Origin of the sequence: Paenibacillus septentrionalis, assembly GCF_042659865.1 — a bacterium.
GTDB lineage: Bacteria > Bacillota > Bacilli > Paenibacillales > Paenibacillaceae > Pristimantibacillus > Pristimantibacillus septentrionalis.
The window spans coordinates 571,241-596,339 of record NZ_JBHSTE010000002.1; the positions used below are offsets into that span (position 1 = coordinate 571,241).

Here is a 25,099-nt window from a genome sequence, read left to right on the forward strand (position 1 = left end):
CCTACTTATGCCTCGCCATTTCCTTCAAAACTAGCTTTTGAACTTCTTTCCCGTACCTTAGATTTCTCTTCAATCTTTTTATCTCGTCAGAGTCTAACCTTTTCGGATTTAACTTACTATAGCCCTTATACATCCCATCTTCTTCATGATAGCCTGCGAGTAATCTTAATGAGAGCATTTGTAAAAATGCCTTACGATATTTTTCGTAATCCTCTTCAGAAAACTGACCGCGTTCTTTAAGCTTTTCCAATCTGGAAAGCGTTGAAGTTTCTGAAATCGCTGCATTCAGTGACAGCCATCTGACTGAATTAACGATAGGGATATAGGAGCCATACTTCACATCAATGCTTCCAACATGATCACCATAACGATCCGTAATAAATTGACCAAATATGCCGACTACAACTTTGTGCTGAACCGTATTCTCAATCATGCGCTCCAACATATTCGTGTAACGCACAAGCCCCTGCTCAAAAAACGTACGAATTCGATTGAACAGTAAATCATCTCCTGCAATACATCTTGCGTCAGCTACGATCAGTAAATAGCGAACAGATTCCCAATCGGCATCCTGAAACCACTGCTCCAGCTTTTCTTTCCATTCGCTCTCCGACTGACACCACATGCTTTCATTGCTTTGAACCTTTCCATCACATGGCGGATAACCAAGCTCCATCAGCATAGAAACAACATATTGCGTAAAGGTGAGAAAATACGCCTTCGTTTTTTCTGAAGCTGTATGATCTTCATAAATAAGCGCACTATCCTGATCGCTAGCCATCGTTTGCTCGCTACGCCCTGCGCTTCCAAGCAGTAAATACGAATACGAGGCAGGAGGAGGACCCAGTCCTTCTCCTACCATACGTATTTCTGCTAGTGAAATGGTTTTTACGATCAAAGCATCGTGAATATCATTTATCAAATTGTTCAATTCAGCGATAGAGTCCTTATGCAGCTGCTCATTTTGCTGGATTGACAGTTGAAATTGATCTCGTAAGCTTCGTAGCTGCGGAAGTTGATCTGCATTCAAAATGTCGTTTTTCAGCTTAGTAAATGTTCCAACTCCCAACGCCATCGACTCCTAGCATATTGTATTGAACATCAATTAAGCTTTTTCTGTTTTGCTCATTTGTTCAGGATAACCATATACGCCATGCTCAGAAAGGTCAAGACCTACAATCTCTTGCTCTTCTGTTACACGGAAGCCCATAACAGCCTTCATAATACCTAGTACGATGAAGGAAGCAACAGCGACGAAGATTCCTGCAAACACTACCGATTCAATTTGTACCCAAAGCTGCTTGAAGCTGCCTGTGTCGATCAAACCACCTTGACCAACACCTACTTTATCAGCAAGCTCTTGTGTTGCGAAGATACCGTTAGCCAATGTACCCCAGATACCAGCCATACCGTGAACAGATAGTGCAAAAATTGGATCATCAATTTTAAGTTTTTCGAACATTTTAACGCTGTAGAATACAAGAACACCTGCGATCAAACCGATAATAACAGCAGCCCAAGGCTCTACGAAAGCACATGATGCAGTAATCGCTACCAGACCTGCAAGCACACCGTTCAATGTCGTTGTAATATCTGCCTTGCCGCTTACTGCCCAAGAAATCAATAGTGCAGCTACACCACCAGCACCAGCTGCAAGCATTGTAGTGAAACCAACGTACGCGAAGAAACCATCGCCAATTGCTACAGTCGAACCAGCATTAAAGCCGAACCAGCCTACCCATAGCAATAGTACAGAAAGTGCAGTGTAAACTTGGTTGTGACCTAGAATTTCATTTGGAGAACCGTCTTTATTAAATTTACCGATACGTGGCTTAAGTAGAATGGTAGCTACAAGCGCTGCAACTGCACCCGACAAGTGAACAACTGTAGATCCTGCAAAGTCTTGCGCACCATGGTCAGCCAACCAGCCGCCGCCCCAAATCCAATGTGCTACAATTGGGTAAATAAACGATACATAGAATAATGTAAATACGATATAAGCGCCTAGCTTCGCGCGCTCAGCAAATCCGCCCCAAGCGATGGATAGAGAAATTGCTGCGAAAGCTAATTGGAACAGGAAGAATACAGCTGATGGGAAATCTTCCCCTTCAAGCACTGCTGTTGCCGGGTTAAAGAAAAATTCTCCCCAACCGATAAATGCATTAATACCACTAGTACCAAATGCGATACCATAACCAACTGCCCAATAAACAAGTGCAGCTAATGCTACTGTGAAAATGGTTTTACCAGCAACGTGGCCGGCATTCTTCATGCGAGTTGAACCAGCTTCTAGTAAAATAAATCCCCCTTGCATAAGTAGTACTAAGATGAACGCCAACATAATCCAAAGTGAATCCAGTCCGATCGTTAAGTTGGCAATGTCAGCCTCTGTTGCGTAAGCTGCCAGCGGGAAGATCATTGAAATCAGTCCCAAAGCTAGTAATGTTTTCTTAACCATGATTACCACTCCTCAGTGTAATGTTTTCTAACATCATTCGCAAGAATTAATGTCATTATATACTTCAGAATGAGCGGATTGAATATATTTTCTGTATTCAAGTTTGCATTTTTTGCACACTTTTGTTATCGAAGCACAATGATTCTAAATACCTAACATGAAATATGCCGGTATTCACACTATTATAGTTAACAAGGACTAGCTTCAGCTTCATTTCAACCAATAAATATAGAAACTACAACTTTTTCTTTCATTATTATATAATACTTCTTTACACGGAAATAGTATATAAGTTGTCATCAAACATGTTTGACGTTTCAACCTATTTCCTATTAAAATTAGATAAGTTACATTAGAAAGGACGGTGAAAGGAATTGACAGAGGCTACGCTTTATCGCATTGGAGAATTATCAAAGCTGGCTAATATTAGCGCTCGTACAATTGACTACTATACCTCCATTGGTCTTATCATGCCTGTTAAGCGGTCGAATGTGAATTATCGTCTATATAATGTTGAAACCTTACAGCGATTAGAACGTATTGAATCATTGAAAAAAGATAAATATACGTTAGAAGAGATAAGAAGCATTCTTGAGCAATGGGATCATATTTCTCCAAAGCAGGAAATCAAGCAAAAACTCTCTGATTTAGAGAAGCAGCTTTCCGCTTTGCAGCGAGAAGTAAAGCAGCTCGAGCCTGTTCTGGATCAGTTGAAGCCCAAGCAGGCAAAGCATCTGTATACGCGCTTGCTGCCTCAAACTGCAGCGTGTATGGAGGCGCTGATGATCCTAATGAATAAAGGCTCTCTTATGTAGTCCTTTATTCAGATGTGTTATCTCGAAGACGTACTCATTAACATCATATGGAGGAATGTAACATGATCTACATATTGTTAATACTCGCTTTCGCATTAACAATTTGGGCACAATTCAAAGTTAAGGGTACTTTCAAAAAATGGTCAACCGTAGAAACATCAAGCGGTTTAACGGGCTATCAGGCTGCAAGAAGAATGCTTGATAACAATGGCTTGCATGATGTTCCTATCGAACCAGTCGCAGGCGCCCTTACAGACCACTACGACCCGATCAATCGCGTAGTGCGACTGTCAGAACCTGTTTACTACGAACGTTCCATTAGCGCTATCTCAGTAGCCTGCCATGAGGTCGGTCATGCGATCCAGCATCAACAATCGTATCCATTCTTGGTTGCGCGTCATAAAATATTCCCGATTGTGAACTTTGCATCTGGAGTCGCGCCATTTTTGATACTTGCAGGATTTTTATTCGGAGCCTTCGGTCTTGCACAGATTGGTGTAATCTTCTTCGCAGTTACTGTAATCTTCCAGCTTATTACACTGCCGGTTGAATTCAACGCTAGTAATCGCGCACGTGATATTATGATCTCGGAAGGCTTTATTCGAACGGATGAAGAAAGAGGCGTGGCAAAAGTACTAAATTCAGCCGCTCTTACTTACGTAGCAGCTGCCCTATTGTCACTTATCGAGCTTATTCGCTTCGTGTTGATCTTTACTCAAAACCGCGAATAGGGATTGTGGACACTCACTCATAATCGATTAAAGGTGAGCGGACATTCACCACTTCATTTTTCTAAAATGCAAAAAAGGTTGGGCGAGCTCGCCCAACCTTTTTTTTGTTATTATCTATTTCTCAGTCCTATTACTTTGTATAATTGGAAAAGTAATTCATTAAGAAATTATAGAACACTTTAGCAACTAACGGCAGCTTTTCATTTGTTCGGTGGATCAAACCAATATTTCGCGTGACGACTGGGTCAACCACCTTAACTATCGAGATCGGGAGCGGGGCAATATATTCAACTGCAAGTTTAGGCAGTAAGCTAATCCCCATACCTGCCGCAACCAGGCCGCGAATCGTTTCTGTTTCCTCTCCCTCAAATGCGATATTCGGTGTAAAGCCTGCTTGTTCACAAGCATTAATAACGAGTGATCTCAAGGAATAACCCTCACTAAACATAATAAACGGATCGTTTTTCAGTTCATCCAGCCTAATTTGCTCATGGTTTGCAAGCGGATGATTGCTTGGAAATATCGCGAACAATTCTTCGGTAATAAGCACTTTCCCCGTTACTTGCTCAATGTCATTAGGTACCGGCGAAATAAACGCCAGATCAATTTCCCCTTTGATCAAATCACGAATCAACGAAGGGTACATCCCTTGTTTAAATCGAAATCTAACGTCAGGATTATGACACCTGAATGCTGCAACAACTTGTGGAACAAGTGAAATTCCAAGACTATGAGGAAACCCTAGACGAATTTCACCTTTTTCAGGATCAAGAAACTCATGAATTTCCTGAACTGCACGTTCCAAATCCCTCAATATCTCATCAGCTCTACGTAAGAAAAGCTGACCTACCGGCGTGAGTTGCAAATTTCTTCCCTTTTGTACGAACAGTTTCACACCCAGTTCCTCTTCTAGCTGATGAATCTGTCTACTCACTGCTGATTGTGCAACATGAAGCTCCTCAGCGGCTTGTGTTACGTGTTCTTTTTTCGCCACCTTTACAAAATAATAAAGCTGTCGCAATTCCATAAGATTAGCTCTCTCCTACTATTACATTATCTCTTTTTCTGAAGCTTCATTAATTGTAACTGATCAAAAAATCGATACAGCATAAAACCTGTTGCAAATCCGCCAATATGCCCCCAAACATCAATGGCGGGCATGACGAACGTCGTAATTAAACTGATCCCTAGAATAATATAAATCGTCTGTATCGAAGCTGCATCCAGCAGACGCTTGCGGAACATAGCTAGAAAGAAGTAGGCCCCAAATACGCCGAAAATGGCTCCTGAAGCACCAACCGAAAGGTGACTATCTCCATTAATATTGCTAATCAATGCCGATAATGCATTGCCTCCTATGCCGCAAAACAGATAAAACCATACATATCTCTTACTCTTCATCACATATTCAAGCGGAGGCGCAAAAATGATTAGCATCATCATATTCCGAAACAAGTGACCAAAATCAGCATGCATAAAGATTGACGTAATATAACGCCATGGTTCCGTCAACCCCCATGGGTCGACATCAGCGATTGTATAAAAAGCACCGAAGCGATATGCATCACTCCCCATACCAGGATTACCCATTACCGCGGTAATGAAATAATATACGATACACAACGATGCAATTGCAGCTGTCACAGGGTAATTTCGCAAATATCCTTTAAAGCTCTCATATCTTAAAAAAATCATTGTGATCCTCCTTACTTGAGGCGATTGGACAAGCCAAATTGTAACGTTTATAATATGTACGTAATGCATCGAAATTTAAGGAGGTTTTTTTCATGGCTCAAGAACGTACAGGTGTTGCTACACTTAAAGGCAATCCGATTACATTAGTTGGACCGCAATTAAACGTTGGTGACAAAGCACCAGACTTCACATTAACCAAATCACTAGGTGAATATGTGACGCTTCAGGATTATGAAGGCAAAGTGAAGCTTATTAGCGTAATTCCTTCCATCGACACAGGCGTATGTGAAGCACAAACTCGCAAATTCAACGAAGCCGCTGCATCACTAGGCGATAAGGTTGTTGTACTAACTGTTAGTGCAGACCTTCCATTTGCTCAAGCGCGCTGGTGTGGTGCAGCTGGTGTAGATCGCGTAGTAATGCTGTCTGATTACAAAGACAATAACTTCGGTCTAGCATACGGTGTGTACATAAAGGAATTTGCTCTTGATATGCGTTCGATCTTTGTACTGGATGAAAATAACGTCATTCAATACGTCGAATACTTGGAAGAGATGAGCAACCATCCAAATTACGATGCTGCGATTGCTGCTGTTCAACAGCTTGTGTAATTGGAAACAAAGCGAGTGAAGGATTACCCTTCCTCGCTTTTTTAATTACACATTATTTAACTTATAAGCGCCAAGCTTTTTATCAAGCACGCGATAGATATCTAATATAACACGGTAATTAGAGCCCAAATCTCCAAGAGAACCTCTGGATGCTGAATAAATATCAACTGCAGAACGCAACGGATCTACGCTGATGACAGAGACCGTAATATCCATCGTTCTACCAAACATCGTACGCTTTTCTAGAACGATTTCTCCAACGCTTTGTACCTCGTGAAGAAGCTTGTATCCTTGCATTTTTTTCAGTGTGGAAACTACTTCTTCCCACGCTTTTTCTCTAGAGAGCTTATATACGTGTGATTTTAATGCAGGATCCTTCGCCTTATCACCTGTTCCCTCATAGCTTCTTATCAAACCAACTAAGGTGCGTTTTAACAACAGTGATCTCCCCCTCTTGTCTAACTCTCTATCATGATACCATGTTTTTATCCATGAAAAAAGAGCTTTCGCTGGCTTCCGCCAGTTAATCGCTCTCGATCTAAGTATGACAACCCGCATATGCCGTTAAGCTCAAAATGTTTCTGAACCCGCTCTCGCAGGTGGGTGTTCGCATTTACGCTTTTGAAGTCCCAATGCTGGGCAGGTCAGCCACGTAATCATATTGAACTCCCGTGAAACAGCCATTGGTTCAAAACAACGCTGAGCCGAGACGCACATCGCAGGATGTATTGTCATTATAGACCGATTTCAATGAAAAGTAAACGAAAACACGCCTGTAATTATTTGGATTCTTTATAATCTGACTTAACCAGATCCTCTCGATCCATTTCTGCCGCAATCTCGACTTCTTCTTCTTCGTTTTTCTTCATATCTTCCAGCTGTTGCTGAAGCTTTGTATAAATAAGGTTAAAGTTCCAATACGACACAGCCGCAATCAAGCTACCAGTAAAGAACATTAGCAACCATGTGAATTGCGTGAAGCTCATGAACAAGATAAAACCAACTAGAATCGCTGACGTAATTGAGCGTAGTGGCTTACCGATCGTAATCAGAATCGAGTTTTTAATGAGCTGGAACGTTTTCATATGGTAATGTACAAGCATCGAGAAGAAATTCAACAGTGATACGACAGCAAGCACAAGCAAACCAATAAAAATACCGGAGATAATTTGACCGCTTCCACTGTTAACAAAGAAGTAGTAATCAACGACTAGAATAACAATAAGTATCGTATAGATAAGACCACCAAGCATACTTTGCTTGAAGTTTTCTTTATAACCTTTAAAGAACGTTTTGAACATCGGGACGTCGCCCTCTCCCGTTACCCATTTTCGAGCGACAGCAAACATTGCTGCAGTTGACGGGAAAAACGTAAAGGGAGCCAATACACCTAGTGTCAAGCATGCTGTTTGGATAAAGCTGAGCATTTGATCTTCCGGGACATTACCATTCAATAAGGAGATAAAGCTCATAAAGAAAAAGATAAAAAACGGCGCCCCGCACAATATCCATAGCAGATTAATTACAGATAATCGCATAATCCATTCAGTTAGTCGATATATTCCACCCATAACGCCTCTAGGTTCCATTGAATACGCCTCCATTTTATCGAAAGTAAAGTGGTGATATTAGCCCAAAATTGATTAATCTGGGTATTGGTCTAAACCATCTATAAGCTACAGCATAGTATATGGTATGTTCCCCAACAAGAAAACTTAAAGGAGGTTGCTAATATGGGCAACGCAGCATACAACAATTGTGGTGGTGGATACGGCGGTAGTTTCGCTGCTTGGATTCTAGTTCTATTCATCCTTCTTGTAATCATTGTTGCAACATTCGGATTTGGTTCCGGCTATGGTTATGGATACTAATCAGAACTAGCATAAAATGAATATGTAGAAAAAGTCCGTGCTGCCCGTAGGCAGCACGGACTTTTCCATTTTTACTCGCTTCTTGAAGAAGAATTAGCACGAGGACGACGATCAGAACGTCCCTCACTGCTGCGACCTTCACTTCTTTTTGAGTAGCTGCTGCGACCATCCTTATTGCCTTCGCCACCTCTATAGCTAGAGCGACGATCACGGTCTCTAGAGCCGCTGCCACCACGATAATTGCCACCGCCACTACGTTGGAACGGACGGCCATTCGAACGAATGTCCGGTCTGCGTTTTTTAGCGCGAAGCGGTTCCTCTGGAGTAAGCTCGATTTCAACCTCTTTTTTATCGCCTGTAAGCAGCTTCAGTGCTGCTGCCAGCATTTGCACGGAATCATATTGCTCCAGCATTTGAATGGCAAGGCCTTTGTATTCGGAGAAATCACCATTCTCAACGATATCAATGACACGTTCAGCCGTTAGACGCTGTTTGCCCTCAATCGCTTCACTCAACGTTGGCAATGGTTTGCGAACCATACGTTGACGAGTAATACGCTCGATAAAATGCAAATGATCCATCTCACGAGGTGTTACAAACGTCCACGCTTTACCTTCCTTACCAGCACGGCCAGTACGTCCAATACGGTGTACGTAGCTTTCTGGGTCTTGTGGGAGGTCGAAGTTAATAACATGGGTTACACCCGATACATCGAGTCCTCGAGCAGCCACATCAGTAGCTACAAGCACATCAATGCTGCCATCACGGAATTTGCGCATAACAGCATCCCGTTGATTTTGAGATAAATCACCGTGCAGACCATCTGCACCGTAGCCGCGTTTTTGCAAAGCTTCGCTCAGCTCATCAACACGACGCTTCGTTCTACCGAAAATAATAGCTAGCTCTGGAGATTCCATATCAAGCAAACGACTAAGCGCTTCGAACTTTTGACGCTCATGCACTTCAATGTAAGATTGCTCAATAGATGGAGCTGTTACCTGCTTTGGAATGACAGATACATGCTCAGGCTCCTTCAAAAACTGTTGTGCCAAGCGTTGGATATTAGCAGGCATCGTTGCTGAGAACAGCATCGTTTGACGCTCATCCGGTACTTGCTTCAGAATGTTTTGGATATCTTCCATGAAGCCCATATCCAGCATTTCATCTGCTTCATCAAGCACGACAGTTTGTACATCCTCAAGACGAATCGTTTTACGGTTGATATGATCCAACAAACGTCCTGGTGTTCCAATAATAATTTGCGGTCTCTTTTTCAGAGCGCGAATTTGGCGGCCGATTTCTTGTCCACCATAAATTGGCAAGGAACGAAGTCCTTTGTATCTCGTAAGCTTTCCGATTTCTTCTGAAACTTGAATTGCCAGCTCACGAGTTGGGGTCATAATTAGCGCAACAATGCGCTCTTCGTTTACCGGGATTTTGTTAATGAGCGGAATCCCGAACGCTGCGGTCTTACCCGTACCTGTTTGAGCTTGGCCAATTAAGTCTTTACCAGTTAACGCAATCGGAATCGCTTTATCTTGTATCGGTGTTGATTCCTCAAATCCAAGCTCTGTAATTGCTTGCAACACTTTTGGTTCCAAGCCAAATTCAGCAAATGTTTTCAAACTTTTCTCATACTCCTTCTATTTTAAAGCCTCTAAAAAACGTCTTAGCTATTATACCACAGTTTTACATATGAATACTAGCCAACGTTTCAACACTATAATATAGTAGTACGTTACACCTTTGATTATACATAGGAGTGATTAGAAATTATGGCTGCTTACACCTTTAGCAAAAAGCAAATTATTACGAATTTCATATGGATGACGCTTAGTTCAATACTGCTTGCATTTGGCTTCAACATGCTGCTAATCCCGCTGGAATTGCTAAGTGGAGGCATATCCGGCCTCGCGATGGTTATTGGTTATATCACAAAAAGCAATATCGGATGGCTGTACCTCGTCTTGAATTTACCTGTCTTAATCTGGGGATGGTTTGTACTAGGAAAAAAAATTATTATTTGGAGCGTTTATTCGGTTTTAACCTCATCGTTGTTCATGCAAATTCTTCCTGTTCATCCACTTGCTGATGACGTCCTCTTAGGAGCGGTATATGGCGGAATTGCGGTTGGACTAGCAAGCGGCATCGCGTTGCGGTTCGGAGGTTCAACTGGTGGCTTTGATATTGTCGCTTCGATTGTTACGATGAAAAAAGATTTGCCTGTAGGGATTATTCTCACTTCACTCAATGGTCTTGTCGTTGCTCTTCACATATTGTTCACTCACGACTTTGAGCTTGCCATGTATTCTCTCGTATCTATATTTGTTACTGGCAAAATCATTGATCTTATCCACATTAAGCATCTGAAGGTGACTGTATTCATTATCACAACGCAAACAGATGCGATGCTTAAGCAGCTCTTGAATCATCCGCGAGGCATTACCGTTATTAAAACACGAGGAGCCTTTACTTCAAATGATCGAGACATGCTAATGACTGTACGTACGCGCTATGAGCTGGCAGATTTGAAAAAGCAAGTAAAAAGCATCGATCAGTACGCATTTGTCAACATTGTAGAAACCGTTGCCGTTATCGGCGAATTTAGAAAAATCCGTGAAAACTAAGTGCTTGATAATGTGTTATTTTGGAAGTTTTGTGGTATAATAGAGGCATTCCAAGCATCTTTATAAAACATGTTTTCTTTCTTTTGTAACACTTTAAACTTATGGATTGGGGTGTTGTTGATGGATATGGAAACAGTTAAACTCGCAACGATTGTGGAACGTCTGGCACCTGAAATGTTTCAATTTCTAACATCAGAAGAGCTGGATACCAAAATTGTACTTCGCGATGGGATTGAGCTTTTAGAGCCTGCTGATGCTTTGGAAATTGTCCAGTTCAGCATCTGCCGCGGGCAGTCTGGAACGATTTTGCATTAAGGTTTGGTTATCGCCATTAGCTTGGCGAAAAGATTATAAATATAAGAAAAGCCTTTGCCGTTAGTCACGCAAAGGCTTTTCTTATGCTTACTGCTCCAGTTTAGTTAATAAATCCCTCGAGCGCAATGGTTGGTCTCATATTGGAATTCCAAGCGCCTTTACTATAACCGCCATTATAACCCGGAGTGGCTTGAGGCTCCCAATAAAACACGCCCTGTCCTCTTCCTCCTGAGATATTCCTCACCTTGTTTTTAATATCCGTAATAAAGCTTTTAGCTGCTGTAGCCTGATTGTAGTCCATGCCAATTTCTGTAATGATGATCGGCTTGCCATAGCTTGATATCAAATTATTCGCATTACTGATAGTCTGATTCACCTTAGTAGACCAATCTGATGGCGAAGGATACAACGACATTCCAATAATATCAAAATTCGCACCGTTGCTGATTAGACCGCCTATATTCCATTGGTATAAGCCATTATCATAACCGTTAGCCAAATGAACAATCGTTTTCGTGCTGCTGCTTACTGACTTTACGGCATTATGACCACTGTTGACAAGCCAAGCATAGTTCCTCATGCTGTTTGTAGCCTTGCCGTCATCCCATAACATCCCATTATTCGTTTCATTGCCAATCTGTACCCAGTCTGGTGTCACCCCTTTTGCTTGCATAGAGGTCATAACGTAACGCGTCCAATTGTAGACTGCATCCATTAACTGTTGAAATGTGTAATTTCTCCAAGCAGCCGGTTTATTCTGCTTGCCTGGATCTGCCCATGAATCACTGTAGTGGAGTGTAAGCATTATGCTCATGCCTTTATCCTTGGCACGCTTAGCCAGCGTAGCAGCTCGATCAACCGTTAAGTAACCGTTTCCATAATCATTCGAAGGATTAACCCATACACGTATGCGCGCGGAGTTGATTTGATAATCATTTTTCAGAATATCCAAAATATCGCGCTGACTCCCATTCTTATCTCGCCATACGTAGCCCTGTGCTTCCATGGCCGGCACCCAGCTGATGTCTGCCCCTTTTGCAAAGCTTGGTGCAGCCTGTGCTGGCTGCAAGCCATTAAAATGCACCATCACAAGCGTCAAGCATAGCAATAGAAGCAGCGTTGATTTTTTCCACATCGTTCATACCCTCCCTTGAATTTTGATTCACCACTAGTATAGTGGCTACATTCACTCATCTAACAGGAGAGAATCCCAATATAATCAATGTTTTAACAATCGAAATTAAAACAAAAAAGCTTTGCAAAGCACCATCCGTGCTTTGCAAAGCTTTTCCATCGTTAGGACTGTTCAGCTATCCAGTTATTGAGAAAGACGCAACGCCAAATCATACATATCCATATCAAATGGACGCTTCGTTGACGTCACAACGTCAATGTCTGTCATAATCAGCTCGCCATTCACCACGCCGCAGCCTTTTCCAGAGCTTCCCTCCATTAGCTGGCGCACAGCGAAGTCACCCAAACGACTAGCTAAAATACGATCCTGTGCAGTAGGCGTACCACCACGCTGAATATGACCAAGCACCGTTACACGCGCCTCAATACCGCTAAGCTCAGTCAGCTTGTTCGCAACATCCTCACCTTTTCCAGCGCCTTCGGCAACAACAATTATACTGTGTCGTTTGCCCTTTTCAAAGTTGTGTCTCATTCGCTCTGCAACCTCATGAATGTCGTATGGCACTTCAGGTACGATAATCGTTTCCGCTCCACTTGCAAGTCCTGCATATAGTGCAATATCGCCGCAATGACGACCCATTACCTCTACAACAGAAGTACGTTCATGAGACGACATTGTATCGCGAATTTTATTGATAGCATCTACAACAATACCAACGGCAGTATCAAAGCCGATTGTAAAATCTGTAAATGGAATATCGTTGTCAATCGTTCCTGGAATCCCCATCGTCTTAATGCCCAGCTTGCTCAGTTTATTAGCACCTTGGTAAGAGCCATCTCCACCAATAACAACTAGACCGTCAATTCCTCTTGCTCTCAAAATATCAGCTCCACGCTGCTGACCTTCCGGTGTCATAAATTCTTTACAACGAGCTGTTTGAAGGATCGTACCCCCACGCTGGATAATATCGCCTACACTGCGCAGATCCATTGGGCGCAAATCATCGTTAAGCAGCCCTTGATAACCGCGTTGAATTCCAAACACTTCAATACCATGATAGATTGCACTACGGACAACTGCACGTACCGCTGCGTTCATCCCTTGTGAATCTCCACCGCTTGTTAATACTGCTATTTTTTTTACTGCTGACATCTTGAGTTCCTCACTTTCAATAGTTCAATATATTAAGCCTGCTGCTTGCGTATCCATACACTGTTCACTAAAAAGAATAGCCGCGTCATAGGGCTTCTTTTCAATAATTGCTTGGATATCTTACGTACATCGGATTGTTGCTGCACCTTCGGATCGGATAAATACAAGGCCAACAAGCCTTCAATAATTAAACGGTGAAAGCCCGATTCCGGTAGATGCTGAACATCCTCTCTAGCTCGATTGACAATTAGAGCGATGCGATCTACGAGATCAGCTTCATCCTTGTAGTAGCTGCAGAAATTCAAATCTCCACCAGCCTTGTCTTCCGCTTGATCGATTAAATAATCAAGCAAAATATGTAAGGCACAAACGTGTGGGAAGTAAATATTTTTAAATGCTTTTCCTTCTTCTTCCGTTAAGTCTGGATCTGTCGCATTAAGAAACAGCATAAACATGCCCAAAGTCGATCCAGTCGCCGCCGCAAATTCATTCCACTGAAGCTGAGGGTAACGGCCTCGATGCTGCTCCCACCATGCAAGGAGCTTCTCCTCGCGCAATTCCTTGGCAATATGCTTGTACACCTGCAAATCACAATATAATGAAACAAGTTCATAAACATGAGGCTGAACCTTCTCGTAAGATGGCAATTTTCCAATCTGTGTCTGACATTGCTGAACAAGTCCGTGCAAATATCCAGCGTCATCCTTTTCCTGTCGAAACGCATAGTAATCCTGCGGCTTTGCCTCAGGAGTGACTGCATCGAGCATGGATTGATGAAGCATGCGAAAATCATCGGCATCCAACGATGTGCTTCGATCACACAAATTATCTAAATAATCGCTTATTGTCTGTAACGCAACAATGAGCGGAATTAATACCTCGTGATACTGCAAATTGGCAGCAGCATATACACCGCCACCTTGGCAGTGAAACTTTTTATCGCGTATGCTGTTTAACGCTTGCTGCCTAAGCTCTGGGTCGGGAATAGCTCGAGCCTTATGTTTAAGCTTCTCCAATTCTTTATCAACACTGGGCAATACATACTTGTAAACCCGATGCATCAGACGAATTGCACCCGTTGGAGCTTGCTTGCTCCTTTTGGCAATAATAATGTGAATGCACCTCCTAGAACAATGTGACCATCCCGTGCAGAGGAATAGTGCAAATCTTCAACTCACATCATCTACAACCTAATGTAACATAATTTACCCTCAATAATCTAGACTTCAGGTGTTACAATTTCGTTATGACTGGTTATAGACCTAGCGTTAACTTTCAAATTTATATGAATTTATGCAAAAAGAAGCACTATGAAAAGAGAGCCTGCAAGCAGCAATTGCTGTTTGCAGGCTCTCTTTGGCTTAGCGATCTATTTATAGCTTCTGAACGTTAGCAGCTTGAGATCCACGATTTCCTTCGGTAATATCAAATTCAACCGATTGTCCTTCATCTAAAGACTTAAAGCCATCGCCAAGAATTGCGGAGAAATGAACGAATACATCCTCACCATTCTCTGCTTGAATAAAACCATAACCTTTTTCTGCGTTAAACCATTTTACTGTACCTTTCAAAATCAACTACCTCCTAAAATTGACCACTGCAAGTTGCAGTGAATACACACATTATAAGATTAATTCAATATAATTGCAATTTTTACAATTAATGAATATATACATAGCTTATGAGCCATACTATATAGTTATGCCTTATTTCATTAATAAGTTACATAAATTTTATTACCTTCAGTTGATTACCGTTATAATTATAGCTATGATGGTACTATTAACCCAATAACCATATATAGAAAGTGTGATCAAATTGTTCAAAAAACACGTTATTTATAAGCAGGATAAATACAATATGCTGACAGTCGAGGAACAAGGCAAAACACTTGTTGTTCGCAAAATTTCAGATCAATGGGGCGAAGAAGGCTTCCAATTTATTAGCAGAGGCGAATTGCTCGATTGGGCCGAGAAGCATTTTAAAGCGGAAGACTATATAGGTCGAGAAGACGAGCTTGATGAGATTATGACGAATTTGCGCAGCATATAAGCTGTTACTCCCCCAAACAACTTAACTTTGCTGGAAGCTTGAACGCTGGAGGTGAATGAATTGGATCCTACAATTAGTGTCATTTTTATCATATTAGCTTTTTCATTGGGATTAGTTCTTGTCATGAAGAAGGATACGATACCTGCTCCGTTGAAGAAGTGGATGGCCATCTCTTCGCTAGTGATGATTTTGTTTGCATTTTTCATTATCATTTATTCTTTATTGAAGCTCGGGACATAAACTAACAAATATGACTTGAGAATGATTTAGACTTGCTTGGGGAAACTGATAAGGTGAAAACTTTCCCAAGAGGTGTAAGCATGAACTCAGCTGCAAAGAAATGGCTTAATGTTGTTTGTATTGTTGCTTTGATTGGCTCTGCAGCACCTGCTGCAGCCGATCGGCCGTACATCAAGAAACAAAATGAAAACAAAGATATAAGGAGGAATACGATGAGTACCGTTAAAAAACGTGAGGAAATGGACGCACAATATCAATGGAAGCTGGAGGATATTTTTGCTTCCGAGAAGCAATGGGAAGAAGAATTCGAATCCGCTAAAGCGCTTATTCCTAAATTTCAAGCCTTCCAGGGCAAGCTTCACTCTGCTGAAGAAGTATTGCGCTGCTTCGAGCTTGAGGATAAGCTCTCCATCTCATTAGAGCGCCTGTACGTATACGCCAACATGCGCCTACATCAAAACATGGGCAATACGAAATATCAGGCCTTGTCAGACAAAGCTCGCAAGCTTAACGTTGACGCCAACGAGGCATTATCCTTTATTACTCCTGAAATTCTTGCACTAACAAACGAGGAGCTGGATCAGTTAATTGCCGATCCTAAACTAAGTAACTACAAGCATTCACTTTCTGAAATGAAACGTTCCAAAGCACATATCCTTACGCAAGCTGAAGAGGCTCTGCTAGCACAGGTTGGCAATATCAGCTCAGCGCCAAGCAATATTTTCGGCATGCTGAACAATGCCGATATGAAGTTCCCTAAAGTCAAAAATGAAAATGGCGAAGAGGTCGAACTGACACACGGCACCTATATCCAATTCCTTGAAAGCAAAAATCGTGACGTTCGCCGCGAAGCCTTTCAAGCCATGTACGCTACATACAGCAGTTTAAGCAATACGCTTGGGGCGACGTTCACTGCCAACGTCAACAAAAACCTGTTTCTCACAAAAACGCGCAAATACAATTCTGTGCTTGAAATGTTTTTATATGGCGACAATGTACCAACTGATGTGTACAACAACTTGATTGAAACGATCCATCAGCATTTGCCGCTTATGTACCGCTATATGGAACTGCGTAAAAAGCTGTTAGGCGTCGATGAGCTGCACATGTACGATCTTTTCGCGCCGCTGGTTGAAGAGTTCGATATGAAAATTACATACGATGAAGCGAAAAACATCGTATTCGACAGTCTTCAACCGCTCGGACAGGATTACTTAAATGTATTGAAGCAAGGCTTTAACGATGGCTGGATTGATGTGTATGAAAACGAAGGAAAACGAAGCGGTGCATACAGCTGGGGCGCTTATGGCACACATCCATATGTGCTGTTGAACCATAAGGATAACTTGAACAGCATGTTTACGCTAACGCACGAAATGGGTCATGCGCTGCACTCCTATTACTCGGATGAGGAACAGCACTACCGGAATGCACAGTATCCAATATTCCTTGCGGAGGTTGCATCTACTCTGAATGAAGCATTGTTGATGGATTATTTGCTTAAAAAATCTACAGATCCAAAAGAAAAGCTCTATCTGTTGACTTACTACGCGGATCAATTCCGTACGACAGTGTTCCGCCAAACGATGTTTGCTGAATTTGAAAAAATTGTTCATGAGCGCTCTGAGAAGGGTGAATCGTTAACACCTGAGGATTACAGCGAAATTTATTACAACCTCAATAAGCTGTATTACGGTGACGGTGTCGTAGTCGATAAAGATATTGCAATGGAATGGGCTCGCATTCCGCATTTCTATACGAGCTTCTACGTATACAAATACGCGACTGGCTTCTCTGCCGCAACTAGCTTCTCCAAGCAAATTTTGGATGAAGGTGCTCCAGCGATTGATCGCTATCTTGGTTTCCTGAAAAGCGGTGGAAGCGACTATCCGATTGAAATCTTAAAACGTGCAGGTGTAGATATGTCAACGCCTGCCCCGATTGAACAAGCGATGAGTGTATTTGCCGAATTGATTGAGCAAATGGAAGAGCTTGTGAAGTAATGAATTTAAAGAGTCTGGTCTTGCACCAGGCTGTATGCAAACACAAAAGTCCCGATCACTTAAGCGATCGGGACTTTTTTTCATAAGTGAACAAGACAGAAGCAAACAATAAGCTTAACGAAGCTATTAACTTGCGGTCTTTCTGTACTAACAAACTATAAGCCAAAACAATCCATACGCAATCAATCCAGCGACGATGCTGGATATCATATTCACTCGGTCATTGTTGAGCCAGGGCAAGCCCCTTAGCGGCATCGTCCTCTTACTGCAATGAACGGTTCGTTCCGTCTCCTTGCCACACCATTCACACCGATACATCGCCTGCCACTTGGCACCTATAAAGGAATCGCTAAGAGAGCCCAGCAGCCCCGTAACAGCTCCAATCCAAATCGCATGCCACGTTGTTATAGAGCTTACGACATAAGCCACAATTCCGATCAGAAGACCGCCAGTGAGCGATGCAATTAACCCTAGCGATGTAACTCCGCCGCTCGTGCCTGTAGTGACCACTTGCAGCGTCATAATAGAACGCGGCGGCGGCTTACTAAGCGCACCAATTTCTGTTGCCCAGGTATCAGCTGTTACCGCTCCCATTACACCAATATAGACATACAAGAGGGCTTCCTGTCCCGTCAAGAAATACAACACACAAAGTAATAGTCCGATGCCGCCGTTAGCCCATACTTGACCAGCATCACGTCTTCCGCCTTTTTCGTAAACCTGCTCGGCACGACGTTTCACTTGTGAGGCCTTCTTCCACTTTGACCACAGTGTAGAGCTAATAAAAAAAACCAGTAGCAAAGTGAACCAGATCGGTTCGCCTAATACAATAAAGCCCGTTCCCATAACAATCGCAGACAGCATCCCGGATCGTGACAAGGATGCTAAACGATACGCCACATAGCTAATGATAAAGCTTCCTGCTAATCCTAACAGCAGCCTGATCCACCATTCGGAAATAATTGATACCATCTTTACGCCTCTTTCCAGCTTCTTGCTGTTGTTAGCTTAAGGTGATTTCTTGAGATTTCCTCGTTCATCAAGCTTGACATCAAAGGAGACCGACTCAAGAAATGCCAGTATATTTTTTGCTTGCTCGCCTTCTACTGGAGTTGGCTGTGCATTTACGATTTTCATCGGAGCAAACTGCGCTTCACACTCTGCCTTAGCGTTGCATGTTGCGGTAAGCACGCCTGTTTCAGCCTGTCGCCCCTTAGGATGGGCAGAGAAAGCGAAATTGCCGAGCGAATAAGCAATCCACTTGCCATTATACTGCTCGAAGCCCTGCAGTACATGCGGATGACTGCCAATTACAATGTCCGCGCCTGCATCAATGTATCTTCTTGCCAAGTCTAACTGATATGGCTCTGGAGAATCCTCTCGTTCGAGTCCCCAATGCACAAGTACAACGGTAATATGAGCTTCTGCCTCTACCTTTTCTATCGCCTCAATTGTTTGCTCAGGCGCATAGGATTCTGCAAGTCCGGCTTGATAAGGAGTTGCCTTCCATGATGTTTCTGGCAGAACTCTGCTCGTTGCAACATAAGCTACTTTAATGCCGTTAGCCTCCAAGATGACTGGTTCATAGGCCTCTTCCGCATTATTTCCTGCACCGACATGTGCAATTCCGTATTCATCCAAATATTTTCTCGTATCTAGAAGACCGTCTATTCCGTGGTCAAGCGTATGATTGTTGGCAAGCGATACGATATCAATGCCCGCTTCAACAATCCCTGACAACGCTTCTGGCTGACCGCGAAACACATACGTTTTATCAGCAGGATTATTCACTCTCGTAATCGGCATTTCCAAATTTCCTGCGGTAATATCAGCTGACGTTAAATGAAAAAGCGCCTGCTCGTATGGATAGCTAAAGCCCTCTTTTTCCAGATAACTGTTAATGTATTCTCCTTGTAAAATGTCTCCTACAAATGCAAGTTGTATGACGGCTTCTTCCTCAGGCTCCACTGGAGCAGCTGGCGACTGCTCACCTTCTCCCTCTGCTTCACTGCTCTCAGGCTCGATTACATTCGTGCCTCCGCTGCCATCTTCATCTGTGTCATCAGCTGCTTTGCCCTCTTCCTCAACACTAGTACCAGCTCCTGGTGACTCCTCCTGAATCGCAGCCTCAGGGTCTGAATAAGGGTTTTGCACGACATGGATAGGCGGCTGCTCGTTTTTGAGCTTCCCTGCAATGCTCTCATATATGCTTTCGATACGGTCATATTGAAAAATAAAGGCTAGCCCGATGAGGATCAGGACAGCCAAACAAAAATTTATTATGCCTCTTCGTCTTCTTTTTCTACTACGGTGCTGCTCCTGCTTTTGCTGCTGCTTTCGCGATTCAACTCTTGATAACGACATGACCGCTGCTCCCCTTTGCTAACCGAGTACATTTTCGTCTTACAAGATTTTTATCCATTATAGCTTGTAATCGCGATCTTGAGTATAGTTTTTTTGTCATTTTCTAGGAATGAAAAAAGACTGACCCGATATTTCCTGTAGGACGTATCAGATCAGCTTTTCGATAATTTTTTATTGCGTTTGGATAAAGTCCAGCATCAATTCCGCAGCTTCTTTGCCCTGACGAATACAATCCGGCAATCCAACTCCGTGGAAAGCAGCTCCTGTGACCCATACTCCAGGCAACTTTTCATTCAACTCTATGCGCATCGATTGAATAGCCTGAAGATGACCGACAGCATATTGCGGCATGGAATGATTTAAACGGGTAATTTCGCTGAAAATCGGCTCTGCCTGCAATCCGATTGCCTTTTCAACATCCTCTCTCACCGCTGCAACTAGCGCTTCATCCTCCAGCTTAACTGACTCTTGATCCTCTGAATGCCCCACATAGCAGCGAAGCAGCACCTTATCGTCTGGTGCGGAGTGCAGCCATTTGTTAGATGTCCAAGTACATGCTGTAATACGCAGCCCTTCCGATCGAGGGACCAAAAAACCCGAACCATCGAAGGAAGCATCAAAGCTGGCTTTATCGAAGGCTAATACAACATTGGCAACAGACACATATCGCATATCAGCTAGCATCGTGCTCTTGATATGAGGCTGAAGCAATTGGTTCGCTGCCCGAGCAGGCGTTGTAACGATTACAGCATCAGCTCGAAGCGAATTGCCGTTTGACAACTTCAAGGCATATCCGTGCTCCTGCTTATCCAACGACTCTACCTTTGTACTAGTATGAATAGAAATATCCGAAAGTTCTTTTTCGAGCGCCTCAACCATCGTTGAAAGTCCATTTTTAAAGGTCATAAATGTAGCTGGCGGTTTGCCCTTGTTCTGCTCAGCCAACTGTGCCCGGCTATAGCGAGACCCCATAATAATGCTGCCGTGCTCCTTTTCATACTGAGCAAATTGCGGGAATGTTGCCTGCAAGCTAAGCTTGTGCAAGTCGCCTGCATAAATGCCTGCTAGCAGTGGCTCTGCGATATGAGAGACGATTTCATTTCCAATACGGCGTGATAAAAATCCGCCCAGCGATTCATCCTCCGCTTTTGGCTGTGGTCCTTTCAGCAGGTCGGCCAACGCCTCAAGCTTGCCCTGACCGCTTACAAGCTCTGTAGCCAGAAAAGGAAGAATACTTGTTGGGATGCCTAGTGTCAAGCCCTTCGGCATTTCATGCAGCTTCCCATTTTTCATGATATATGTTTTTGCAGCTTTTTTATTAGTCGGCACAAGCTCTTGTTCTATTCCTAGATCGTGAGCAAGCTCTATAATAGGAAGCTTTCGAGAAAGGAAGGAATCCGGCCCCTTTTCAATCACAAACCCATCCCGGTGCAGCGTATTAATTTTACCGCCGAGTCGCGATTCCGCTTCTACTAGCTCAATGTGAATGTTTCTGCCTTGCTCTTTCGCCATTTTGCGCAAGTAAAAAGCGGAGCTCAGCCCACTGATCCCCCCGCCAATTATGACAATCGTATCAATTGATTCTGCACTCCGCATATGATCATTCCTTCCCTAGCTGTTCACGAACCGTCATAACTGACTCTGCCAATGTATCCATATATAATGGATCAGTATTTAGCATTTCAATCCGTTCAAAGGCAATGCCTAATTCAGCCGCTTTCGCTTTTGCTTCAATGTCCAAATCATAAAGCACTTCCAAATGATCGGACACGAAGCCGATTGGTGCCGACAAGACCGCCTTGTAGCCTTCGCTTGCAACACGCTCCATCGTATCAAGAATGTCTGGTCCTAGCCATGGCTCGTTTGTACGTCCCGCACTTTGCCAAGTGAATTCCCAGTCTTCTATCTCTGCCGCCTCTACAATCGCTTCAGATGTATTCAGCAGCTGCTGCTCGTATGGATCGCCAAGCTCTCTAATTTTTTCAGGTAAGCTATGAGCGCTAAACAACACTTTTACAGGCTTGTCACCACTATGTGGAGCCAGCTCCTCATGTAATCTGCTTACTCTCTCTGTCAAGGCGCTAATAAGTTTAGGATGCAAATGGTACGAATGTACAAAGCACATCTTGATTCCGAGCTCTGCCGCCTTCACCTGAGCGCGTTTAATATAGCCGCCCACGCTCATCACCGAATAATGAGGAGCAAGTACAATACCGACTGCCTGCGTGATGCCAGCCTTTTTTATTTCTTCGACACCATCTTCAATATATGGCTCTGCATGCTTCAACCCCTGGAAGCATTGATAACGATCCGGCGCCAATTCATCCAAACGCGCCTGCAGGGCTGACACCTGCGCATCCGTGTTTTCTCGCAAAGGAAATACGCCGCCGACAATCGCCTCATAGCGATCTACCAGCTCTTGCAGCTGTTCTTGCGTTGGTGGATGTCCGCGACGAATGTGCGTGTAGTATGCCTCCACGTTTTCCAATGAGGTTGGTGTACCATATGACATAACGAGTACACCTGTTTTTGTTGTTTGTACCATTACCTGTGCCTCCTATCGTTGCTTAGCATATGCTTGCTCAGAGTATTGATGGATAAAGTCCGTCAATGCTTTCAATTTGTCTAATGATGCCTCAGGATATAAACCATGTCCCAGATTAAATATGTAGCCTGGCTCTTTAATGCCTTGATCGATGATCGCTGCTGCATGCTGCTCGATGACATGCTGCGGTGCTTGCAAAATCGTAGGGTCTAAATTCCCTTGAACCGCTACACGATGACCCAGCCGGCGCCTTCCTTCTTCTATTGAAACTCTCCAATCCAATCCTATCACATTTGCTTGAACATTTTTAAGCTCGGGCAGCAACTCTCCTGATGCTACACCCGGAAAATAAATCTTCGGCTGCGGCAAATCGCTTAGCTCTGCAAAAATACGTTCAATCGTTGGTAGTACAAAGGTTCTGAAATCGCCAGGGGATAAAGCACCGACCCAGCTATCAAATAATTGAAAGGCCTTGCCTCCAGCTGCCATATGGGCACGCAAGTATGTAATGACCATGTCTCCCAGCTTGTCCATTAACTGATGCCATACTTCAGGAGCGCTATACATCAGCTCTTTCGTACGCAAGTAGTTTTTTGATGGTTTTCCTTCTATTAAGTAGCTGGCAATTGTAAATGGAGCCCCAGCAAATGTAATAAGCGGAACGTCCAGCTCTCGGACTAATATTTTAATGGTTTCAATGACATGTGACAAATCGCCATCCACATCAATCGGCTTAAGTCTTGCAACATCCTCCGCCGAACGAATCGGATTGTGAATAACTGGACCTACATTGGCCACAATATCAAAATCTATTCCAATAGATGCAACAGGATTCATAATATCTGAATATAAAATAGCAGCATCCACACCCAGCTTATTCACTGGCATCATGGTCACTTCAGCCGCAAGCTCTGGCTGTTTGCAAATTTCTAACAAACTATATTTCTCTTTGATTTTGCGATATTCAGGATCATATCTTCCAGCCTGACGCATATACCATACTGGCACACGCTCAACCTTTTCCTTCATACAAGCGCGAATAAACCTATCATTGTATGCCATAAGGACCCTCTTCTCAACATATATTTAATTCTATCTCATTATGCCCCATTTTGTTCACAACTAACAACCGACTCGTTGCAATTTCCTATGACAGTTCCATGACATTTTACATGATCCTACGCTTATAAATAATGTTAGACAATCGTGCTATACTAATAATATGGAACAATGGAAAAGGAATCTTATCGTTTTATGGTTTGGTCAGTTTCTTGTCATGTCGGGCATGACAATGATTATGCCATTCCTAACGCTTTATCTGCAAGCAGACCTGGGCTTAAGTGATCCACACGAGATTGGAATATGGTCGGGTGCGATTTTTGCAAGCAACTTCGTAACCGCCTTTCTGTTCCAACCGCTCTGGGGAAAGCTATCCGAACGCTACGGGCGCAAGCTAATGCTGCTGCGTTCAGGCTTTGGCATGGCAATCGTTATGTGCTTAATGGGATTTGCCGCAACCCCCTTGCACTTGCTGCTGCTGCGCTTGCTTAACGGTGTTATTTCAGGCTTCAACCCAGCCTCAATCGCACTTGTTTCTGCTACAACACCTAAAGATAAGCTTGGATTCGCTATGGGAACACTGCAATCTGGAGGAATTGCCGGTACGATTCTCGGTCCGCTTATAGGTGGAATTCTTGCAGATACGATTGGCTATCGCTTTATTTTTTATATAACAGGGGCATCGATTTTTGTTGCCTCGATACTGGTGCTGTTCGTTGTAAAGGAGCGCTTTGATCGCAAACAAGCTGAGCAAAAGAAGCAAATGTCCGTTCTGGCTGGCTTAAAGCAAATCGTGATCGTCCCGCAAATTACCGCGCTTTTTATGATTACGCTGCTCATTCAATTTGCAAATATGAGTCCGATGTCGCTCATTCCGCTGTACATACAGGAGTTGAATCCGGAGCTTACGAATCTCGCTTTTTTTGCAGGCCTTGTCAGTTCTGCTACCGGCTTATCCAATATGCTGGCTTCCCCTGTACTTGGCAAGATCGGAGATCGCATAGGTGCCGAGAAAATACTGCTTATTAGCTTGCTTGGTGCTGCCATTAGCTTTATCCCGCAAGCCTATGCATCCGATGTATGGCATTTGCTAATTGCCCGCTTTTTCCTGGGCTTTTTCCTTGGAGGTCTTGTCCCAACCGTCAATGCGCTGCTGGGCAAGTATTCACCACGAGGCATGGAAACACGTACCTATAGCTTTAACAGCAGCTTTATCAGTCTCGGCAATGTCATTGCTCCCGTCGCTGGTGGTATTGTGTCAGGCTGGATTGGAATAGATGGCTTGTTCATCATATCTGCTATTCTTATGCTGGCAAACGGTATTTGGGCGTGGTATTCCCTGCTTCGTCAAAAGCCAGGATTGCATTTGCGCAAGCATGACAAAGAGTAACTGCTGGCATCACAACAAGTAGCTAGACTCAGCCAA

At 43.3% G+C, this 25,099-nt stretch carries 26 protein-coding genes and 1 other RNA gene; 10 read left to right on the forward strand and 17 right to left on the reverse strand.

Translation table 11 applies throughout. The annotated features are described in order from the left end of the window. Nucleotide 1: 1 nt before the first annotated feature. Both ACFP56_RS07700 and ACFP56_RS07705 read right to left on the reverse strand, forming a co-directional pair. Nucleotides 2-1,069 carry a DUF294 nucleotidyltransferase-like domain-containing protein gene (locus ACFP56_RS07700; RefSeq protein WP_379232948.1) on the reverse strand — a complete coding sequence of 356 codons (1,068 nt, stop codon included), beginning with the start codon at nucleotides 1,067-1,069 and terminating at the stop codon, nucleotides 2-4. A gap of 36 nt (nucleotides 1,070-1,105) precedes the next feature. After that, nucleotides 1,106-2,458, reverse strand: a complete 1,353-nt coding sequence (locus ACFP56_RS07705) for an ammonium transporter (RefSeq protein WP_379232950.1) — start codon at nucleotides 2,456-2,458, stop codon at nucleotides 1,106-1,108. A 374-nt stretch (nucleotides 2,459-2,832) separates the two neighbouring features. Between ACFP56_RS07705 and ACFP56_RS07710 the strand changes: the two genes are divergently transcribed. Both ACFP56_RS07710 and ACFP56_RS07715 read left to right on the forward strand, forming a co-directional pair. Beyond that, a complete protein-coding gene (locus ACFP56_RS07710; protein ID WP_379232952.1) occupies nucleotides 2,833-3,273 on the forward strand; it encodes a MerR family transcriptional regulator in 441 nt (146 codons plus the stop codon). Nucleotides 3,274-3,335: 62 nt separating this feature from the next. Beyond that, the gene (locus ACFP56_RS07715) at nucleotides 3,336-4,004 is read left to right on the forward strand and encodes a zinc metallopeptidase (RefSeq protein WP_379232954.1); all 669 of its coding nucleotides are present in this window, start codon (nucleotides 3,336-3,338) and stop codon (nucleotides 4,002-4,004) included. A 130-nt stretch (nucleotides 4,005-4,134) separates the two neighbouring features. Here ACFP56_RS07715 and ACFP56_RS07720 read toward each other — a convergent pair whose 3' ends face one another. Next, the gene (locus ACFP56_RS07720) at nucleotides 4,135-5,031 is read right to left on the reverse strand and encodes a LysR family transcriptional regulator (protein WP_379232956.1); all 897 of its coding nucleotides are present in this window, start codon (nucleotides 5,029-5,031) and stop codon (nucleotides 4,135-4,137) included. Nucleotides 5,032-5,057: 26 nt separating this feature from the next. Next, nucleotides 5,058-5,699 (reverse strand): rhomboid family intramembrane serine protease, encoded by a 642-nt coding sequence (locus ACFP56_RS07725; protein ID WP_379232958.1) that lies wholly within the window; start codon nucleotides 5,697-5,699, stop codon nucleotides 5,058-5,060. Nucleotides 5,700-5,791: 92 nt separating this feature from the next. Between ACFP56_RS07725 and tpx the strand changes: the two genes are divergently transcribed. Continuing rightward, nucleotides 5,792-6,310 (forward strand): thiol peroxidase, encoded by a 519-nt coding sequence (gene tpx / locus ACFP56_RS07730; RefSeq protein WP_379232961.1) that lies wholly within the window; start codon nucleotides 5,792-5,794, stop codon nucleotides 6,308-6,310. 45 nt (nucleotides 6,311-6,355) lie between these two features. On the opposite strand, the gene ACFP56_RS07735 is transcribed toward tpx, so the two are convergent. From ACFP56_RS07735 to ACFP56_RS07745, 3 genes are all read right to left on the reverse strand, one after another. After that, the gene (locus ACFP56_RS07735; RefSeq protein WP_379233311.1) at nucleotides 6,356-6,751 is read right to left on the reverse strand and encodes a DUF1499 domain-containing protein; all 396 of its coding nucleotides are present in this window, start codon (nucleotides 6,749-6,751) and stop codon (nucleotides 6,356-6,358) included. Between the two features lie 104 nt (nucleotides 6,752-6,855). After that, nucleotides 6,856-7,038: non-coding RNA, 6S RNA (ssrS, locus tag ACFP56_RS07740), on the reverse strand. Nucleotides 7,039-7,089: 51 nt separating this feature from the next. Then, on the reverse strand, nucleotides 7,090-7,899 hold the full coding sequence (locus ACFP56_RS07745) for a YesL family protein (RefSeq protein WP_379232963.1): 810 nt from the start codon (nucleotides 7,897-7,899) through the stop codon (nucleotides 7,090-7,092). A 144-nt stretch (nucleotides 7,900-8,043) separates the two neighbouring features. On the opposite strand from ACFP56_RS07745, the gene ACFP56_RS07750 reads away from it, so the two are divergent. Next, nucleotides 8,044-8,181: a YjcZ family sporulation protein gene (locus ACFP56_RS07750; protein WP_379232965.1), complete on the forward strand. Its 138-nt coding sequence runs from the start codon at nucleotides 8,044-8,046 to the stop codon at nucleotides 8,179-8,181. A 71-nt stretch (nucleotides 8,182-8,252) separates the two neighbouring features. On the opposite strand, the gene ACFP56_RS07755 is transcribed toward ACFP56_RS07750, so the two are convergent. Then, nucleotides 8,253-9,806 carry a DEAD/DEAH box helicase gene (locus ACFP56_RS07755; RefSeq protein ID WP_379232967.1) on the reverse strand — a complete coding sequence of 518 codons (1,554 nt, stop codon included), beginning with the start codon at nucleotides 9,804-9,806 and terminating at the stop codon, nucleotides 8,253-8,255. A 150-nt stretch (nucleotides 9,807-9,956) separates the two neighbouring features. On the opposite strand from ACFP56_RS07755, the gene ACFP56_RS07760 reads away from it, so the two are divergent. After that, a complete protein-coding gene (locus ACFP56_RS07760; protein WP_379232969.1) occupies nucleotides 9,957-10,808 on the forward strand; it encodes a YitT family protein in 852 nt (283 codons plus the stop codon). A 120-nt stretch (nucleotides 10,809-10,928) separates the two neighbouring features. After that, the gene (locus tag ACFP56_RS07765) at nucleotides 10,929-11,123 is read left to right on the forward strand and encodes a hypothetical protein (protein ID WP_379232971.1); all 195 of its coding nucleotides are present in this window, start codon (nucleotides 10,929-10,931) and stop codon (nucleotides 11,121-11,123) included. 100 nt (nucleotides 11,124-11,223) lie between these two features. On the opposite strand, the gene ACFP56_RS07770 is transcribed toward ACFP56_RS07765, so the two are convergent. The 4 genes from ACFP56_RS07770 to ACFP56_RS07785 all read right to left on the reverse strand — a co-directional run bounded on the left by ACFP56_RS07770 (nucleotide 11,224) and on the right by ACFP56_RS07785 (nucleotide 14,984). Then, a complete protein-coding gene (locus ACFP56_RS07770; RefSeq protein ID WP_379232973.1) occupies nucleotides 11,224-12,258 on the reverse strand; it encodes a glycoside hydrolase family 53 protein in 1,035 nt (344 codons plus the stop codon). A gap of 183 nt (nucleotides 12,259-12,441) precedes the next feature. Next, nucleotides 12,442-13,410 carry a 6-phosphofructokinase gene (pfkA, locus tag ACFP56_RS07775; protein ID WP_379232975.1) on the reverse strand — a complete coding sequence of 323 codons (969 nt, stop codon included), beginning with the start codon at nucleotides 13,408-13,410 and terminating at the stop codon, nucleotides 12,442-12,444. Between the two features lie 32 nt (nucleotides 13,411-13,442). After that, the gene (locus ACFP56_RS07780; RefSeq protein ID WP_379232977.1) at nucleotides 13,443-14,471 is read right to left on the reverse strand and encodes a tetraprenyl-beta-curcumene synthase family protein; all 1,029 of its coding nucleotides are present in this window, start codon (nucleotides 14,469-14,471) and stop codon (nucleotides 13,443-13,445) included. 312 nt (nucleotides 14,472-14,783) lie between these two features. Continuing rightward, nucleotides 14,784-14,984, reverse strand: coding sequence for a cold-shock protein (locus ACFP56_RS07785; protein ID WP_379233313.1), 201 nt, complete (start codon nucleotides 14,982-14,984; stop codon nucleotides 14,784-14,786). Between the two features lie 286 nt (nucleotides 14,985-15,270). Here ACFP56_RS07785 and ACFP56_RS07790 point away from each other — a divergent pair, with 286 nt between their 5' ends. From ACFP56_RS07790 to pepF, 3 genes are all read left to right on the forward strand, one after another. Beyond that, on the forward strand, nucleotides 15,271-15,462 hold the full coding sequence (locus ACFP56_RS07790; protein WP_379232979.1) for a hypothetical protein: 192 nt from the start codon (nucleotides 15,271-15,273) through the stop codon (nucleotides 15,460-15,462). A gap of 60 nt (nucleotides 15,463-15,522) precedes the next feature. Beyond that, nucleotides 15,523-15,702 (forward strand): hypothetical protein, encoded by a 180-nt coding sequence (locus tag ACFP56_RS07795; RefSeq protein WP_379232981.1) that lies wholly within the window; start codon nucleotides 15,523-15,525, stop codon nucleotides 15,700-15,702. 212 nt (nucleotides 15,703-15,914) lie between these two features. Beyond that, entirely contained in the window at nucleotides 15,915-17,705 is a 1,791-nt protein-coding gene (gene pepF / locus ACFP56_RS07800) for an oligoendopeptidase F (protein ID WP_379233315.1), read from the forward strand. 147 nt (nucleotides 17,706-17,852) lie between these two features. On the opposite strand, the gene ACFP56_RS07805 is transcribed toward pepF, so the two are convergent. From ACFP56_RS07805 to hemE, 5 genes are all read right to left on the reverse strand, one after another. After that, nucleotides 17,853-18,677: a DUF92 domain-containing protein gene (locus ACFP56_RS07805; protein ID WP_379232983.1), complete on the reverse strand. Its 825-nt coding sequence runs from the start codon at nucleotides 18,675-18,677 to the stop codon at nucleotides 17,853-17,855. A 36-nt stretch (nucleotides 18,678-18,713) separates the two neighbouring features. Further along, nucleotides 18,714-20,069 (reverse strand): CapA family protein, encoded by a 1,356-nt coding sequence (locus tag ACFP56_RS07810; RefSeq protein WP_379232985.1) that lies wholly within the window; start codon nucleotides 20,067-20,069, stop codon nucleotides 18,714-18,716. A gap of 171 nt (nucleotides 20,070-20,240) precedes the next feature. After that, entirely contained in the window at nucleotides 20,241-21,665 is a 1,425-nt protein-coding gene (gene hemY / locus ACFP56_RS07815; RefSeq protein ID WP_379232987.1) for a protoporphyrinogen oxidase, read from the reverse strand. Nucleotides 21,666-21,669: 4 nt separating this feature from the next. Beyond that, nucleotides 21,670-22,614, reverse strand: a complete 945-nt coding sequence (gene hemH / locus ACFP56_RS07820) for a ferrochelatase (RefSeq protein WP_379232989.1) — start codon at nucleotides 22,612-22,614, stop codon at nucleotides 21,670-21,672. 12 nt (nucleotides 22,615-22,626) lie between these two features. Further along, complete coding sequence (gene hemE, locus ACFP56_RS07825) at nucleotides 22,627-23,676, reverse strand: uroporphyrinogen decarboxylase (RefSeq protein WP_379232991.1); 1,050 nt, start codon at nucleotides 23,674-23,676, stop codon at nucleotides 22,627-22,629. Nucleotides 23,677-23,836: 160 nt separating this feature from the next. Between hemE and ACFP56_RS07830 the strand changes: the two genes are divergently transcribed. Beyond that, a complete protein-coding gene (locus ACFP56_RS07830) occupies nucleotides 23,837-25,063 on the forward strand; it encodes an MFS transporter (RefSeq protein ID WP_379232993.1) in 1,227 nt (408 codons plus the stop codon). Nucleotides 25,064-25,099 lie beyond the last annotated feature (36 nt).

What these genes read in the sequence shown, in the direction of transcription:
- ACFP56_RS07705 (WP_379232950.1), bottom strand. Translation starts at nt 2,458, where the DNA reads ATGGTTAAGAAAACATTACTAGCTTTGGGACTGATTTCAATGATCTTC.
- ACFP56_RS07715 (WP_379232954.1), top strand. Translation starts at nt 3,336, where the DNA reads ATGATCTACATATTGTTAATACTCGCTTTCGCATTAACAATTTGGGCA.
- ACFP56_RS07720 (WP_379232956.1), bottom strand. Translation starts at nt 5,031, where the DNA reads ATGGAATTGCGACAGCTTTATTATTTTGTAAAGGTGGCGAAAAAAGAA.
- ACFP56_RS07725 (WP_379232958.1), bottom strand. Translation starts at nt 5,699, where the DNA reads ATGATTTTTTTAAGATATGAGAGCTTTAAAGGATATTTGCGAAATTAC.
- tpx (WP_379232961.1), top strand. Translation starts at nt 5,792, where the DNA reads ATGGCTCAAGAACGTACAGGTGTTGCTACACTTAAAGGCAATCCGATT.
- ACFP56_RS07745 (WP_379232963.1), bottom strand. Translation starts at nt 7,899, where the DNA reads ATGGAACCTAGAGGCGTTATGGGTGGAATATATCGACTAACTGAATGG.
- ACFP56_RS07750 (WP_379232965.1), top strand. Translation starts at nt 8,044, where the DNA reads ATGGGCAACGCAGCATACAACAATTGTGGTGGTGGATACGGCGGTAGT.
- ACFP56_RS07760 (WP_379232969.1), top strand. Translation starts at nt 9,957, where the DNA reads ATGGCTGCTTACACCTTTAGCAAAAAGCAAATTATTACGAATTTCATA.
- ACFP56_RS07765 (WP_379232971.1), top strand. Translation starts at nt 10,929, where the DNA reads ATGGATATGGAAACAGTTAAACTCGCAACGATTGTGGAACGTCTGGCA.
- ACFP56_RS07770 (WP_379232973.1), bottom strand. Translation starts at nt 12,258, where the DNA reads ATGTGGAAAAAATCAACGCTGCTTCTATTGCTATGCTTGACGCTTGTG.
- pfkA (WP_379232975.1), bottom strand. Translation starts at nt 13,410, where the DNA reads ATGTCAGCAGTAAAAAAAATAGCAGTATTAACAAGCGGTGGAGATTCA.
- ACFP56_RS07780 (WP_379232977.1), bottom strand. Translation starts at nt 14,471, where the DNA reads ATGCATCGGGTTTACAAGTATGTATTGCCCAGTGTTGATAAAGAATTG.
- ACFP56_RS07790 (WP_379232979.1), top strand. Translation starts at nt 15,271, where the DNA reads ATGCTGACAGTCGAGGAACAAGGCAAAACACTTGTTGTTCGCAAAATT.
- pepF (WP_379233315.1), top strand. Translation starts at nt 15,915, where the DNA reads ATGAGTACCGTTAAAAAACGTGAGGAAATGGACGCACAATATCAATGG.
- ACFP56_RS07805 (WP_379232983.1), bottom strand. Translation starts at nt 18,677, where the DNA reads ATGGTATCAATTATTTCCGAATGGTGGATCAGGCTGCTGTTAGGATTA.
- ACFP56_RS07810 (WP_379232985.1), bottom strand. Translation starts at nt 20,069, where the DNA reads ATGTCGTTATCAAGAGTTGAATCGCGAAAGCAGCAGCAAAAGCAGGAG.
- hemY (WP_379232987.1), bottom strand. Translation starts at nt 21,665, where the DNA reads ATGCGGAGTGCAGAATCAATTGATACGATTGTCATAATTGGCGGGGGG.
- hemH (WP_379232989.1), bottom strand. Translation starts at nt 22,614, where the DNA reads ATGGTACAAACAACAAAAACAGGTGTACTCGTTATGTCATATGGTACA.
- hemE (WP_379232991.1), bottom strand. Translation starts at nt 23,676, where the DNA reads ATGGCATACAATGATAGGTTTATTCGCGCTTGTATGAAGGAAAAGGTT.
- ACFP56_RS07830 (WP_379232993.1), top strand. Translation starts at nt 23,837, where the DNA reads ATGGAACAATGGAAAAGGAATCTTATCGTTTTATGGTTTGGTCAGTTT.